Origin of the sequence: Microbacterium sp., from assembly GCF_036566905.1 — a bacterium.
In the GTDB taxonomy this organism is placed as follows: Bacteria; Actinomycetota; Actinomycetes; order Actinomycetales; family Microbacteriaceae; genus Microbacterium.
Genome location: NZ_DATCVK010000188.1, coordinates 87,848 through 103,222 on the forward strand (window position 1 = coordinate 87,848; position 15,375 = coordinate 103,222).

Consider the following 15,375-nt stretch of genomic DNA (forward strand, 5'->3'; position numbering starts at 1 on the left):
CTAGTTCTTCTGGAAGTCCCGCAGCAGCGGGTGCAGGGCGGAGAAGTCCGACATCGTCGGGACGCTGATGTCCGAGCTGTACAGGTAGAACCCGTCCGGGTACGCCATCGGCACGAACCAGGCCTGGTCGACGACGTACTGGTTGATCTCCTGCTGCGCCGCGATCCGCTCTTCGTCCGAGCCCGTGAGGATGGTCTGCCAGAGCCCATCGATGGTCTCATCCGGCTGGTGCGACACGTTCCAGATGCCGTCGGGCAGGATGTAGTCCTTGATGTCCTGCAGCGACTCGCCGTAGTTGCCGAGCTGCCACAGCGGCACCGGGTACGTTCCGCTCAGCAGCTCAGTGATCGCGTCGGGGCCGGTCAGGTTGACCTGCTCGACCGTGATGTTGAGCTGCGCGAGCTGCTCGGTCACGTATGGGAACAGCAGGTCGTGGTTCTGCCCTTCGAAGAACGGGATCTGAAGAGTGAATCCGTCGGCGTACCCTGCCTCCGCCATGAGCGCCTTCGCGGCCTCGACATCGTAGGGGTAGGGGTCCTCGGTGAGGTCCTCGAGGTAGGCACTGCTGCCCGGCCGGAAGATCTGATACGCCGGGTCGGCGTATCCGCGGTACAGATCGTCGGCGATCGAGTCGCGATCGAAGACCATGTTCATGGCCTGGCGCACCCGGACGTCCCCGAGCGCAGGGATGCTCTCCCCCAGGTGATCCGTGATGAGCAGCCGGGTGGTCGTGCCGCGAAGCGTGACCGCCTCCAGCCCCGACTTCTTCGCCTCGTCGATGGTCGCCGCGCTGCCCAGGATGCCGTCGATCTGGCCGGTCTTCAACGCGTTCAGGCCGGCGGTGGCATCCGTGAACACCTTCAGCACGAGCGTCTCGTACGGGTAGGTGTCGCTGTCGAAGTAGTCCGGGTTCTTCGTCAGCGTGTACGACGATCCCTGCGTGCTCTTACTGGGCTCGTAGATGTACGGACCGCTGCCGACCACGGTCGTGTCCTGCTCATCACCGGCGTAGTACTCGGCGGACGAGACCTGCGCTTCGCAGAGGATCAGCGTCGGCGTCGGCGTCGGCTGCGGCCAGGTGATGGTCATGTTGTAGTCGTCGACGACGTCGAAGGTGAGGTCGGCGAAACGGGCGTTGTTCTCACCCGCGAACTCATAGGCCGCCTGGACGTCCTCGGTCGTGAGGTCGCTGCCATCCGAGAAGGTGATGTCGTCGCGGAGGGTGATGGTGGCGGCACTCTTGTCCTCGTTGTACTCCCACTCCTCGGCGATCTGGGCGGACGGCTTGCCGAACTCGTCGCAGATCAGCAGGGTGTCCCACGCGGCGTCGGCGAACCAGCCCTGATAGGTGGGCTGGATGCCGACGCTGAGGCCGGGGATATCGGAGGTCATGCCGAGGGTGAGCGTGTCGCCCGCCCCACCAGTGGCGGAACCGCCACCGCCTCCGGGGGCGCAGGCTGTGAGCGCGAGTGCCGCAACCAGCGCGGGGACCGCGACGGCTACGGCTGCGCGTCGACGTGTGAATCGCATTGCAACTCCTTTGTTGAATCTCTTGGCCCGGGCGGTGCTGCCCGTCTGACGGAAGACCGTGACGTTCGGATCGTCCGCCAGCGACGTTAGGCGCGGCCCTGGAGCGCAGCAATCGCGCCGTCGATTATTGCGCAACGCGCCGCGCCCGCACATTCGCGGTGATTGCATGCCGTTCGTGCCCTCGGGGGCGCCGCAACACCGCGCGGATCCCCCTGACCGAAAGGTATCCGCTGGCCACACCCTTGCGTATGCCGGCACGGGTTGGGTTACGATCGGCCGCGACAGCCACTTGCGCAAAATAAGGAACCATGGACGAGCAGCCCAGGCACGCGGTCACCCTGCGGGACGTGGCAGAAGCGGCCGGAGTGTCGGTCGCGACCGCCTCCCGCGCTTTGACGGGACGCGGCGAGCTCTCGCGTCGCACGCGTGAGCGCGTCGCCGTCGCCGCCCGCGAGCTGGGATATGACCGAAGCGACGCGACACGGGGTCGCCCGACCACTCTGGATCCGCGTCTCATCGAGTTCGTGCTCGGCAGTTTCAACGACGCATGGACCGATGCGATGACCACCGGCGCCCGCGAAGCGGCATTCCGGCTCGGATTCGATCTGGTGCTCACCCTCGAGCGTGCCGAGCCGACGGACGACTGGCCGACGCGCGTCGCGACTCGTCGGCCATCCGGCGTGATCATCGGGATCATCCGACCGACGAATCGCCAACTCGACGAGCTGCGGGGCCTTCGCATTCCGATCGTTCTTCTCGAGCCCCGATCGGACCCTGAGGGCGCGCTTGCGAGCGTGGGGACGACTGATTGGCAGGGCGGCTATGACGCAGGAAGGCACCTCGCCGATGGCGGGTACAGCCGCTACGTCATCGTCACGGGTGAACCGAGGTACCGATTCGGGCGAGCCCGAGAGGAGGGCTTCCGGCAAGCGATCGCTGACGCCACCGGAAAGGAAGTGACCCGTATCAACTCAGAATGGACAGACGCACCCCTCACCGAGGGGATGCTCCGCGGGATCGCCGAGGATCGCTCGCCGGTTGGGGTGTTCGCCTGCAACGACGAAATGGCCTTCGCCGTCTATCGAGCAGCGGCACAGCTCGGCCGCAGCATCCCAGACGACATCGGCGTCGTGGGCTTCAACGACGAACCCCGCGCCGCGCACGCCAAACCACCGCTGACGTCCGTGCGCCAGCCGCTCAGGGCGATGGCAGCGAGAGCGGTCGAGCTCGTCGCCGAATTGCGCAGGCACGAGGATTCCTCCTTCGAGCGGATCGAGCTGCCGAGCGAGCTCATCGTGCGCGGATCCACCCGCTCTCATGCGCAAGCGAACGAACACGGTGACCACTGAGACGACGCAACGGGTGCCGGGTGCGGGGTGGGTGCGCGGCTCACGGCACCCACCCCGTCTCTCTACTGAGTGACGACCACTCGCACGCGGTCGATGTTCTGCAGCAGGGCGTACGCGGCGTCGATGTCGCCGTTGCGTTCGGCGGCCACCTTGACGCTCACGAAATACGTGCCCGGCTCGCTGAAGGTGTGCTCTGTCGACACAGTGGCGTTCTTCTTCGGAGTCACGGCGTCACCGGCGACGTACGAGCCGTCGCTCTCGAAGTCCCACTCCGCGGCAGTGATCCGTCCGCCACCCTCAGGGGTGCGCGCAGTCGCGACGATCTGCACCGGCTGGCCGACTTTGGCAGTGATCATCTCGCCGCCGCCCGACGCGATGTCGACGGAGGGCTGGAGACCGTCGCGCTTCTGCGCCTTGTCGGAGATTACGACCTGAGAGCCTTCGATCGAGTATTGAGTCGACGCCGGGGCCGGCACGCCGTCCTCCACCCACGCCGCGACATCACGCAGCGCCTGCTCGACCGAGCCATACCAGTCGACCAGGTGCGTCGCGCGTACGCCGGTCGGCACCGCGTCTTGGTGGTCGGCGTGGTCGGTGAAGTAGACCCGGTAGTTCGCAGATGCTGCAGACCCCAGGGCCGCCTCGACGCGCTTGCGGTACCAGTCGGTGTGCAACGGCAGAGCGTCGCTGTCATACAGGTTGGAAACCACGATGACCTTGCCGTTGATCGTCCCGTCGAAGGCAGCGTTGCCTGAGACGGCACCGGAGAAGCCGGGCTCTCCGACCCCGCGCTGGGGGTACAGTGGCGTGCCATCGGACCTGCGGAACTGATCGAGCGCGATCCACCCGGTGTTCGCTGCGGGGAGCTGGTATCGGTACGCGAAGCGCTTGGCGATGTTCCATCGGTGCCCGACGGTGTCGCCCATCTCGTTCAGCTCCGCCCGGACCCGCTGTCCGAGCGCGCTTTTCTCGGTGCCGAGGTACCCGGGTGCGTTCCAGAAGTCGTCGACATACGTGGGGTCGTAGGCGAGCGGGCTGTCAGAGGCGAGGCCGGCGCCGTAATACTGCGGGTCCCGGCCGAGCAGGTAGTCGGGGTTCTCCCACGCCTTCCACGGAATGCCGAGCTTGTGCAGTTCAGTGAGCATCGCGCTCTCCGCCGCGTCCAGCGCCGCGCACGGATTGCCGCTGCCCCCAGGCAGGAGGGCGTCGCGGATCGCAGCGGCTTTGTCGCCGAGGATCAGCTCTGCCGCCGAGCGTCCGTTGAAGTTGTAGCTGTTCGGTGTCGGCACCGCCTGCACCATCGGAACGAATCCCTGCCACACCCCGTTGGTGTTCTCCGCAGCGCCCACGGTTTGGAACGATCCGCCGCTCGGGCCGTAGAGGTAGCCGAAGATCTCGCGGTCGCTGCCGTAGTACGCGGCCGCCACGGTCTCTGCGTACTTGGCTGCCGCGGCCGCGTGTCGATAGCCCAGAGAAACGGAGCCGTTCCCGGCCTGCACAGCGTAGCCGCCACTCGCCAGAGCGAACCCAATGGCGCGATCGCTCGCACGAGCCGTGCTCTGGTCTGCCGCAAACGTCGTCGGGTACGTGTACTGGAAGAACCGTCCGTCCCACTGAGCCTTGTCCGCCTCTGCGTGGAGGTAGATCGTGAACTGGATGTTGGTTCCCTCGAAGTGGCCGGACACCCGGTGGTGCGGCACCGGCGCAGTCTCGTCGGTCTCGGCGTCGATGACTGGGTGTGCGTAGGTCTGGTCGATGCAGTCGGCGGTCACCTGCATGGGCGCATTCGGCGCCGACTGGACGCACGGCACCGGTTCGGCGGCGGCCGGCACCGCGGGCACTAGCACTGCGATCAGCGCGAGCGCGGCGCCGAGCGCCAACGGCGCACGGCGAGCAAGAGATGTTCTGGGCACGGTGGCTCCTCCAGCGTCTTCGATGGCTGCCTTCACGACCGTCGTGGCGGCAGAGCTCGCACCTCCATCGCCTCTGAGGGATGCGAACAGCGACCGACGCTAAGCCGGGGAGCGTGACCGACACAACGAACTACGCGACTATTGCGCAAGGTGCGACCTCGCGAGGCCTACCGCTCCCGCGGCCCCGAACCCCGAACACGGGATTTGGCCTCGAGATGTGCCACCGATGTCCTGATGCAGAACTGTCAGGGATGTCCTGATACATCACACCAGGGGCACCGTGTACGGGCAGCACGAGACACGTACCGCGTCCGGGCGATCGCCCGCTCCGACCCCCTTGCAGTCAGGAGCCTCGACATCGATCTCCGGGCGTGTTCCCTGCGACCGATTTGGATCCCAGGCATGGCGGACCAGCCACGTGTCGGGCTCTTACGCGGCGCTTTTGCGTCACACGACGGACAGAACGCCGATAGCGGCGAGCACCACCCATGCCAGGTAGGCGAGGAGGCAGAACCTGTCCGGCCACCCGATCCGGATCTCAGGCGAGCCGCCCTGCCCTCGGGCGGGGGCAGCGGCACTGAGGAACCACACCAGGCCGGCCAACGGAACAATCGAGGCGATCGCCAGCACCCATCCCAGCGCGGTCGCCACCCCAACCCCCGCGAACAGCGCGGCAGGCGGAAAGCCGGCGAGGAGGATGATGCCCAGCACCGTGTGCGCCCTGCCCACCGGCGTGGCCTGAGCACGCGGGGTCATGATCGGATCGGCGTCGATGAACGCGGCACCGAGCGCGCCCAGCGCGACCGCGGCAAGGCCGATCGTCCACGCGCCGCCGAACGGCCACAAGGCGACGCACGTCGCGGCAGGGCTGATGGCCATCGTGACGAAGGCGAGGCGCATGACCCACCCGAATCGCCCGACGGAGTACTCGCTGATCATCCGCCAGGACGGGTCGTACTCGGGTTCGAGGACGTGAAGGACCGCGACCAGCCCCGCCGTGATCCCGCCGGCGACGAGCGCCGTCACGGCGGCGATGGCAGCGACGCTCAATATCGGACAGCCATAGCTGCAGCGACCACGGGCATCCTCCTGCGCGGCACTATATCCCGGCGGTAGCTCACGGTCCCCCGACGAGGCGGGGCTTCGTCAGCTTCACGTTGATGTCGTGCGTCAGCTGCTGAGGCTGATCAGGAAGTGTCGGAATGATCGGGGTTTCGCTGCCGGTGACGGAGTGGACGTCGCGGGTGACCGCGGCGAGTTGGCCGAGCGCGATGGCGGTGTAGGTCGAGACCCCTGCGTCGTACAGCCATTGCGGCGCGTCCCAGCGGCGACGGGAACCGTAGGCTTCGTCGACTGTCTCCTCGTGGTACTTGACGGGCTGGCCGGTGGTTTCGGTGAGCACGCGCGCGACCTCGGTCATGGTGAGCGCTTCTGGTCCGGTGAGGTCGTAAGTCAGGTTCGCGTGCGCGTCGGGATCCCGAAGCACCGTCGCGGCGACTGCGAGGACTGTCAGGTCACGTGGGCGAGGATGGCCGCGGCAACGGCCGTCGGTGCGGATTGCTGGGCGACATGGTGATGGCCCGGGATGAGGACGAGGCGTGCTCGAACCGCAGAGTCGCGCAGCCGGCGGCACCACTCCAGCCCGGCGATGGGATCTCGCGAGCCTCGAATGACGAGCAGAGGCATCGACAGCGCCGACACGCGGTCCTCGATGCGGTAGGTCAACATGTGGCGGACCTGCGCGAGGTACCAGGGCACGCCGCACCTCAGGTAGTCGGTGAGGACGATCGCGTTGATCGCGGGCGTCTCACCAAACGTGTCCCTTGCGAGGGCGATCAACTGCGACGCGAGCGAGCGGTGCTCCGCGTCCGCCACGGGGCCGATCACCACCACATCCGTGGCAAGCTCCGGTCGCTGTGCACCGACCTCGACCACCCACTGCGCACCCATCGAGTGCCCGACCAGCACGACGGGTCCGGCGTTCAGCGATTCGATGACACCTCCGAGCGCAGACGCCATTGCTGCGACGCCGACGTCGATGCCCGGTTTCGGCAGGCCGCCGAAGCCCGGCAGGTCGATCGAGTACACCGCTCGATGCTGCGCGAGCACATCGTTCACGCGGGAGAGATACCGGTGCGACATCCCGATGCCATGAACGAGGACGATGGCTGGACCGGGGCCGGCACCCGGCGGCGACGACAGGAGCACACGGAACGCCAGTCCGTCGACTTCGACCCTCCACTCGTCGCGGTGGTCTTTCCTCGCAGCAGTGCTTCCCGGCGGACGGCCGTTCATCCCCCCACGGTATCCCTCGGCTCGCTGTGCGCTGGAGGTCCCCTACCGAGCGGCGCCTGCAAGGACCTCGTCGATCCACTCGTGGCGGACGAGCGCTCGGACTTCGCCGGCAGTCACCCGATCAGGACGACACTTTGGAGTCTCCCTTCGCCGGCACCGTGATGGATGCCACCTCTTCGAGACGAGGATGCAGCTCGTCTCCGTCCTCGACCACACCGGTGTGCCATGTCATGGTGAGCCCATCCGGTCCGTCCTGCAGCAGCGCGAGGTTGTTGTCGAACCACGGACCCTTCACTGTCTTCCAGCGGAAGGGCGGGTCGGGAACCTTTGCAGAATGCGCCGCCGCGGCACCCAGCGGCGTCGCTGCGCCATACGACATCACCACCGAGAACCAGCGCAGGAAGCGGGGCAAGGGGTTTCGTATCGGTGAGCACACTGCCTGCACGATGCGGCTGCCGTTGTGACGCTCCACCTCGGCCAGGTAGGAGAAGTGCACGTCACCGGACAGGAAGGTCACCGTAAGCGGCGACCGGCCCCGCTCGCCATCCGCTAGCTCCGTCGCAATCCCGGCAACCGCCTGGAAGCTGTTCTGGAACGCCGCCCAGTGTTCCAAGTCGACCGCCTGTCGCAGCCGTTCCCCGACCCACGCGACCCATCGCCCCCAAGCGCCCTGCGCAATCGCCTCATCCCATGCCTCGACGTGGTGCAATCCCAACGGCAGGAGGAACGGGAGCGAAGTGGCGATCAGAACGTGGCGGAAGCCGCCCTGCATATGGTCGTCGAACCACGCGAGCTCTTGAGCGTTCAGCAACCCGCGAGCCGACGGCGCGAGATCTCGCGCGACGCGGGAGTCCAGGACGATCAGGCGCGATCCATCGAAGTCTCGGCAGTAGCTCCAGCGGTAGCTGTTGGGATCCTCGTTGCAGCGGTCGGCGAACTCGTCCAGTGCAGCAGTGAGGTCGGGGGACGCGGCGTCGTGACGCCCGGCGGCCTGCTGCCACAACTCGTCTGCGGCACGTTCACGGGGAGACAGGTTGCCGAGGTGCTGGTACACCCAGTACGACGCCAGGCCGGCGACGATGCGCTCGTGCCACCACGAGGTGGCCTCCATCTTCCTCCTCCAGTCGAGCGAGGCGTTCCAGTCGTCGCGGATGTCGTGGTCGTCGAAGACCATGGCGGTCGGGACGCACGAGAGCAGCCAGCGATTGGCTTCATCCGACCATGCCAACTGGTAGAGGTGGGCGTATTCCTCGAAGTCTTTGAGCTCCGTGCCCGGTTCCTGGTGAATGTCGCGACGGCTGCGGATGAATGCCTGCATCTCCTTCGTGGTCGAGTCGGCGTACACCTGGTCGCCGAGGAAGAGCAGCAGGTCGGGTCGGGTCTGGCGACCGTCAGCCACCGCGAGCGCAAAGGCGCGCAGCGAGTCGACGCCATGGGTGCGATTGCCTGCTCGGTCGTGGGGGACACTGGTGCGGCACGACCCGTAGGCGATCCGCGGCCGTCGATCGGGCGCGCGCGTGGCGATCACCGATGCTGGATACTCGGAGTCCGGGTCGGGCCAGACAGGTACCCCGTCGATCTCAATCCCGTACGGCGAGACGCTACCGGGCTCGAGCTCGTCCACCTCGACGAGGGCGAAATGGTGGCCGTGCACGGAGAAGCTTCGGGCCTGCCACGATCGTCCCTCGGCGTGGACGCTCACCAGACAGTCGGCTCGCGTCTCCACCCAGATGCTGGCCGACGTCTCATCGACGTAGCGCAGCATCGGCCCCAACAGCAGCGGGGATCCCATGAACCCGTTCTATCGCGAATTGGACCCCAGCGGCCAGAGGTGCCCGCCAGTCCCTCCGGTCGTTTGCGACTACTCTTCGTTCATCTCGTTGAGCACGTCGAAGGATGATTCCACGGCGCCGGTCCACGCTTCGATTCCTTCGCGGACGGCGAGGGCGGCGACGACCAGTGCGGCGACGGAGTCTGCCCCACCAGCCGAACAGGCTGTTGAGGATCAGGCCGATGAAGACGGCGCCGGACAGATAGACGCAGAGCAGCAGTTGTCGTGCATCGGAATGCGCGATCGCCGCTGCGTCACATCTCGGCGACCAGATCCTGCAGTGTCGCGAGCTCGGCGGTGTCCACATCGATGATCCCTTGCGCCACCTCGAGGGCGTCGGGGTTGATTCCGTCATCCATCTCGGTCTTGGCCATTTCCACGGCCGCCTCGTGGCCCTCGATCAAGCCTTCGAGGTAGAGCCGTTCCGCTGCCGCGCCGTCCGCAGCTTCAAGCGCTTCCATGTCGCGTTCCGACATCCAGCCGTCCCCATCGCCGTCGTCATCGTCATCGTCATCGTCAGGCTCGGCGTCGTCGTCGATCTCCCACTGGTCGAGCAGGGATTCCATCCGCTCGATCTCGAGCTCCTGCGCATCCTGGATCTGCTCGGCGAGGGCCAGCACCCGTTCGTCGATGCCATCCTTGGCGAGGATCTCCTCGCTCATCTCCACCTCTTGCTCGTGGTGCGGGATCATCATCGTCACGAACATCGCGTCAGCGTCATTGAATTCGCCGAGCGTCTCGGCCGTCGGCGATGCTGACCCTGGCGCCTCATCCCGGTTCATCCCGGGCAACGACTCATCGCCGTTGAGGCTGCCGCATCCGGCCAACGCAAGCGTGAGCGCCAAGGGGATGGCTGCGAGCGCGATGGCGCGCTTCGTGGAGGTTGTCGGCGACATGTCATGAGCGTCGCTCCCCTAGCCGCCAAAGGCATATGGGTTGGTCTGCGAACTCGCGCTGTGATATAAAGTGCGTCCCCTTCCGTCGACGCCATCCACGCATGACGGCCCGAGGGAACGCCGCGGGTTCGCGCTCTGCCGGCCGAGCGGGTGCCTTGGTCGGCGACTGGCCGTAGCGCGTCGCCTGCGGACGAGTGCTCCGCGACCGTCCGGATCAGCTATTGCAACGGTGTAGTACACCGGTGTACCTTCACTCCTACTACACCGGTGTACTACCTCGCCAGATCAGCCGCAGAAGGCTCCTTGCGTGGAGCACGTGCGCCGAGCAGCGGGTGCGGGATTGCCGCTGCATCCCTCTCAGAAAGGCTGTTCAATGAAGAATGAATCCGGGGTTCGGTGGCCGCGTGGCCTACGAGCTCGGGCAGCGACGGGACTCGTCCTCGCTGCGTCGCTCGTGGCGCTGACGGCGGCCCCCGCCTCAGCCGCTCCTGATCCGTGGGAGTCGCAGTCGGGCATCTATCACCGCTTCACGGTTCCCAAGTCGAGCGTTCCGTCGAATGCCTGCGGCAACTCGACGGGTGCCGGCGCTGAGATCGAGGGCAATTTCGGGCCGTCGAACACGTGGGCGAGGATGGGGCTCGACGCGAGCGGCTCGAACTGTTCCGCGAACATCGGCCCGCTCCAGCCCGGCCTGTACTACTACCAGTACGTCGCCACCATGGCCGACCGATCGAGGGTCGCCTTCCGCAACCCCGACACCCCTGTCGAGGTCACGTCGCACCCCGATTGGAACACCCTCTTCATCCCCGGGCCCGAGGTCGCCTGGATGGACGACGTCGCCGCGGGCGGCGGTTCCGTCGCCGAACTCACGTACCAGTCGCCCGTGACCCAGTCCGAGCAATCGGTGGCTGTATGGACCCCGCCGGGGTACACCACCAAAACGGCCAAGGCACTCCCCGTGCTCTACCTGCTCTCCGACGAGGGCCAGTCCTTCCGCGAATGGCTCGAACTCGGCCGCGCGCGCCAGATCCTCGACAACCTCGCGGTGAACGGCGACCTGACCTCGATGGTCGTCGTGATGGCCGACGCCGGTGACGCGAACCCGGAGACGGAACTCCTGGACGGGATCGCCCCCGCCGTCAAGTCCGCGTACAACGTGTCGAGCAAGGTGAAGGAGACCGCGATCGCCGGCATCGGGCGCGGCGCGTCGCAGGCTCTCGAACTGGCGGCCGCCGAGCCCGGCGTCTTCGGTTCGGTCGGCTCGCTGTCCGGCTACCTGTCCGACAGCACCGCGGTCACGGCCGAGCTGGCGCGCAAGATCAATGCCAAGACAGATCTGCTGCGCTTCTACGTCGGCAACACCCTCGACCCGAACTACAACGGCACCTACGAGGCCATGACCACGCTTCAGCAGGCGGGTGTTCGGCTCGAGTTCGACGGCGTGCACCCCGAGACCGGCGGGGTCTGGGACACCTGGCGTGAGAACCTGCGCGACTTCGCATCGCGTGCGTTCACGCCGAGCGTCAAGGACCGCGGCCTCAGCGACGGTCACCGACCGCTCACCGAGCCCTACACCGCGCCGGGCGCAGGGAGCATCACGACGCCGAACATCGACGAGAACGGCATGGTCACCTTCGAGACCGGCACCCAGTGGGCCGACGCCGAAGACGTCGTGCTGTGGGGCGACTGGGCTCCGAACGGGCAGTGGTTCCGCATCCCGCTCACCAAGGAGGGCGACCGCTGGCGTACGACGATCGGACCGATCGACGGCTACTACTACTGGCGCTACGAGGTGAACGGCGTCCCGTTCCACGATCCTCAGGACACGAAGAATGTCGTGAACATCGAGAGTCAGCTGTTCTTCCCAGGTGGCGTGCGCACGCCACTGCTGGCGGATGCCCCTGCCGATGAGAGCGGTCAGCTCGCGACGCTCAGCTACAACGGTGCGTTCGGCGCCTCGAACCTCAAGGTGTGGACGCCGGTCGACTACGACCCTGACCGGGCCGAGCCGTATCCCGTCCTGTACCTCTACCACGGCTTCGGTCAGAACTACGCCGCGTGGACCGAGATCGGCAGGGCAAGCCAGATCCTCGACAACCTCTACGCGCAGGGCAAGATCAAGCCGATGGTCGTGGTGATGCCGGGGTACTCAGGCGCGCCCTTCGATATCTGGAACGAACTGTCGGGCAACGTGATGCCGCTGGTGAAGTCGCAGTACAACGTGTCGGATGACCCGGCGCAGCGCGCGATGGCGGGCCTGTCGTGGGGCGGGTTCCTCACGCACGGCACGCTGGTGAACCACCCAGGTCAGTTCGGCTACTTCGGGATGTTCTCGCCACCGTTCACCGCCGCGACGCTCGATCCGTCGACGCCCGGAGGCCAGACGGCCATCGCGACAACGAAGTCGGTCACGCTGTACGCCGGCGACGTCGACACCGGCGCCGTCAGCGCGATCAACGGCATCGAGTCGTCGATGACTGCCAACGGGATCCCGGTTGTGAAGACCGTCGTTCCGGGACCGCACGGCTTCGACGTGTGGTGGCAGGGTCTCATCGACTTCCTGCCGCGGCTCTTCTAGCCGATCCACGGGTGCGGGGGCCGGCCAGCGTCGGCCCCCGCACTCCGCTTTCAGCGCTCCCGCCTGCCGTGCTCGGTCAAGCGGCAGCGAGGCAGAGCTGTAATACGCTGACCACTGACCCGACGGGAGGCGGTAGAGCCATGGCACGCAAAGCGAGCGGGTCCGCGACGATCCGGGATGTCGCGGAGCTCGCAGGCGTGTCGATCAAGACCGTCTCGAACGTGCTGAACGGCTACCGCTACATCCGGCCCGAGACCGACGAGCGCGTCCGCAACGCGATCCGCGAGCTGCACTACCACGTCAACGTCTCGGCGCGAAACCTCAGCCGCGGGCGCACCGGCGTCATCGCGCTCGCGCTGCCCGCCCTTCGGGGCGCCTACTTCGCCGAGCTCGCCGACACCATCATGCGCGAGGCCGCCACTGTCGGCTTGACCGTCTTCATCCAGCAGACCAACGACGAGCGCGATCGCGAATTGAGGGTCGTCAACGGCAGCTACCGCTCGATGGTCGACGGTGTCATCTACTCACCATTGGCATTGGGACAGCAGGATGCCGCGCTCTTCGACGTCGACTTTCCGATGGTGCTGCTCGGCGAGCGTGTTTTCGACGTCGGCGTCGATCACGTCACGATGCACAACGTCGACGGCGCGAAGGCTGCCGCGGAACACGTCATCGCGCGCGGGGCGCGCACCATCGTCCCGCTCGGTGCGAAGGAGGATCAGTCGACGAGCAGCGGCACGCTGCGCATGCAGGGCTTCCTGCAAGCGCTCAAGGCGCACGGACTCGAGGTCGACCCCCGCGCGATCATCGGAGTGCCGGACTACTTCCACGCGACCGGTGCCGCGACCATGGCTGAAATCCTCGACCGCGGCGTCACTCCCGACGCCGTCGTCGCCTTCACCGACACCCTCGCTCTCGGCGCACTTTCAACGCTCACTGACCGAGGCTTCCGGGTGCCCGACGATGTGCAGCTCATCGGCTTCGACAACATCGAAGAGACCAGCTACTCCAGCCCGCCCTTGACAACGATCGACCTCGGCCGCGAGGCCGTCGCCGCCAGCGCTGTCGCTCTCCTCGAAGAACGCATTCGCCTTCGGCTCGACGGCATCGGGAAGGGCGATCAGCCCCCTCCCCGCAAGGTCGTCGTCGACTTCCGCCTGGTGGAACGACAGTCCACGCTGCGCTGACGGCGCCGGTCCTGCCGTGCCGTCGGTATGTGCCTGCCGCCATCCGCGTGAGGGCACCGGCACCATGAGGGACAGCCGGCGCGCACGAGCTAACGGGCTGGCCGCAGCTTCACCGGCTGGTCGATCAAGCTCGTGTTGGCGAAGCCGCCGCCGTCGCCGTACGCGCTGGCGAATGCGTTGAAAGCAGCGTTCCCGGGACTGAAGATGACGCCGTTGGACGATCCGAGTTCGAACACCCACGGGCTCGGTGCCGGTCCGCACTCGAGCAGGCCGGATCCGGTCGCCTCGGCGATACGGTAGCCCCGGCGCTGCATCACGGTGACCTCGACGTACGCGATAGCGGCATGGTCGCAGGTGACCGTTCCTTGCAGAGTCACAGCGCCGTCGCGGGTGACGGCGCCGGAGTCGACCGTCACTGCGACTTCCGTGACCGGCGGTTCAGCTTCCTGGAGATGGAAAACGTCGTTGGCAGGCACCGCCGCCGAGGCCGGACTCGCTCCTGCCAGTGCGGTTGCCGCGGCCAGGGCCAGTCCTACGGCCAGTGTCCGCCAGGGTTTGATGTCGGACATCGCGCTTCCTCCCCAGTGATCGAGTTGTTCGGACGCGAAGGTCACGAGCACCCCCGGTCTGGAGGCTGTAGCACAGGCGAGACGTCACACCTGCCGGCCGGGTGCTGCTTCGGCAAAGGCGTCTGTGCTCATTGTCCTCTTCCCGCACCATTAAGAAAGAGGAACCACAATCCGACGGCACGCGCCTAGACGCCGACTGAGTCCCTCTCTCTCTCTCTTCGCCGACGCACCACCCGTCGGTGCGAGACCCGATGCACGTCCGCAAAGCGCACACGACGCCGCACCAAGCCTGCCCTGGTAGGCTCCAGACCGCCGTGCGACAGAACGAGGAGGTGATACCCATGAACGAATCGACGTGGGTGCTCCTCTCTGGGGTCACGGTCGGGCGATAGGTCGCTCGGGAGCGCCGCTCAAGCGCACTCCCGAAAGGCACGACCATGCACTTCACCTCTGAACAGCGACTCGACGACACCGTCATCGAGCGCGAATTCCTCCTCGGCGAGATCCCGGGCGTCCTCTGGACGCCGGCATCGGCATCCGCTTCCTCACCTGTCCCGCTCATCCTGATGGGCCACCCGGGCGGGCTCGGCGCGATGTACCCGCGCCTCGCGGCCCGGGCGAAGAGCTCGGCGGCCCCGGGCTATGCCGCGGTCACCATCGAGCTGCCGGGTGCCGGTGACCGGCAGCGCCTCGCCGGCGCAGACGAAGCCCGCGCCGATCTGCGTCGGGCGCTGCAGGCGGGCGAGACCGTGTCGGGCGACATCGTCGACCGTCTCGTCCTGCCCCTGGTGGAGCGGGCGGTCCCGGAATGGCAGCAGACATTGGATGCCGCGCTCGCGCTGCCCGAGATCGCCGGCCCCGTCGGCTACTCGGGCGGTCCGATCGCCATCGGCATCCGCCTGGCAGCGATCGACTCGCGCATCGTCGCGGCCGGACTCTTCGCCGGCAGCTATGTGCCCGCCTTGACGTTCGACGAGGCACGGCGGCTCACGCTCCCCCTGCACGTGCTGCTGCAGTGGGACGACCGGGGGAACGACCGTCAGATGGCGCTCGACCTCTTCGACGCGTTCGGCTCGAAGGAGAAAACACTGCAGGCCAACATGGGCGGGCACACCGGCGTTCCGTCGTTCGCCGGTGAAGACGCTGCCCGGTTCTTCGCGCGGCATCTGAGCTAGCGGCACGCAGTCCGCCGCCTCCGAACACGAGGCGGCGGACCCTCGCGTTCGG

12 protein-coding genes are annotated in these 15,375 nt (G+C 66.9%); 4 read left to right on the forward strand and 8 right to left on the reverse strand.

Annotation, left to right across the window (positions count from 1 at the left end; genetic code table 11):
• Positions 1 to 1,530 (reverse strand): ABC transporter substrate-binding protein, encoded by a 1,530-nt coding sequence (locus tag VIP82_RS15825; protein ID WP_331910298.1) that lies wholly within the window; start codon positions 1,528 to 1,530, stop codon positions 1 to 3.
• Positions 1,531 to 1,838: 308 nt separating this feature from the next.
• Between VIP82_RS15825 and VIP82_RS15830 the strand changes: the two genes are divergently transcribed.
• Positions 1,839 to 2,879 (forward strand): LacI family DNA-binding transcriptional regulator, encoded by a 1,041-nt coding sequence (locus VIP82_RS15830; protein WP_331910300.1) that lies wholly within the window; start codon positions 1,839 to 1,841, stop codon positions 2,877 to 2,879.
• A gap of 62 nt (positions 2,880 to 2,941) precedes the next feature.
• Here the strand turns inward: VIP82_RS15830 and VIP82_RS15835 are convergent, their stop codons facing one another.
• The 6 genes from VIP82_RS15835 to VIP82_RS15860 form a co-directional block, all read right to left on the reverse strand.
• Positions 2,942 to 4,792 carry a PKD domain-containing protein gene (locus VIP82_RS15835; RefSeq protein WP_331910302.1) on the reverse strand — a complete coding sequence of 617 codons (1,851 nt, stop codon included), beginning with the start codon at positions 4,790 to 4,792 and terminating at the stop codon, positions 2,942 to 2,944.
• A 447-nt stretch (positions 4,793 to 5,239) separates the two neighbouring features.
• A complete protein-coding gene (locus VIP82_RS15840) occupies positions 5,240 to 5,842 on the reverse strand; it encodes a DUF998 domain-containing protein (RefSeq protein WP_331910304.1) in 603 nt (200 codons plus the stop codon).
• 67 nt (positions 5,843 to 5,909) lie between these two features.
• Positions 5,910 to 6,212 (reverse strand): Rossmann-fold NAD(P)-binding domain-containing protein, encoded by a 303-nt coding sequence (locus VIP82_RS15845; protein ID WP_331910306.1) that lies wholly within the window; start codon positions 6,210 to 6,212, stop codon positions 5,910 to 5,912.
• 89 nt (positions 6,213 to 6,301) lie between these two features.
• Positions 6,302 to 7,087 carry an alpha/beta fold hydrolase gene (locus tag VIP82_RS15850; protein WP_331910308.1) on the reverse strand — a complete coding sequence of 262 codons (786 nt, stop codon included), beginning with the start codon at positions 7,085 to 7,087 and terminating at the stop codon, positions 6,302 to 6,304.
• Between the two features lie 121 nt (positions 7,088 to 7,208).
• Positions 7,209 to 8,879 (reverse strand): alkaline phosphatase D family protein, encoded by a 1,671-nt coding sequence (locus VIP82_RS15855; RefSeq protein ID WP_414684689.1) that lies wholly within the window; start codon positions 8,877 to 8,879, stop codon positions 7,209 to 7,211.
• A 293-nt stretch (positions 8,880 to 9,172) separates the two neighbouring features.
• Positions 9,173 to 9,814, reverse strand: coding sequence for a DUF305 domain-containing protein (locus VIP82_RS15860; protein ID WP_331910312.1), 642 nt, complete (start codon positions 9,812 to 9,814; stop codon positions 9,173 to 9,175).
• 373 nt (positions 9,815 to 10,187) lie between these two features.
• Between VIP82_RS15860 and VIP82_RS15865 the strand changes: the two genes are divergently transcribed.
• Together VIP82_RS15865 and VIP82_RS15870 are read left to right on the forward strand one after the other, a co-directional pair.
• On the forward strand, positions 10,188 to 12,392 hold the full coding sequence (locus VIP82_RS15865) for an alpha/beta hydrolase-fold protein (protein WP_331910314.1): 2,205 nt from the start codon (positions 10,188 to 10,190) through the stop codon (positions 12,390 to 12,392).
• Between the two features lie 140 nt (positions 12,393 to 12,532).
• The gene (locus VIP82_RS15870; RefSeq protein WP_331910316.1) at positions 12,533 to 13,579 is read left to right on the forward strand and encodes a LacI family DNA-binding transcriptional regulator; all 1,047 of its coding nucleotides are present in this window, start codon (positions 12,533 to 12,535) and stop codon (positions 13,577 to 13,579) included.
• Positions 13,580 to 13,668: 89 nt separating this feature from the next.
• On the opposite strand, the gene VIP82_RS15875 is transcribed toward VIP82_RS15870, so the two are convergent.
• Positions 13,669 to 14,148, reverse strand: a complete 480-nt coding sequence (locus VIP82_RS15875) for a hypothetical protein (protein WP_331910318.1) — start codon at positions 14,146 to 14,148, stop codon at positions 13,669 to 13,671.
• A 437-nt stretch (positions 14,149 to 14,585) separates the two neighbouring features.
• Here VIP82_RS15875 and VIP82_RS15880 point away from each other — a divergent pair, with 437 nt between their 5' ends.
• Positions 14,586 to 15,323, forward strand: coding sequence for a dienelactone hydrolase family protein (locus VIP82_RS15880; RefSeq protein WP_331910320.1), 738 nt, complete (start codon positions 14,586 to 14,588; stop codon positions 15,321 to 15,323).
• Positions 15,324 to 15,375: the final 52 nt, after the last annotated feature.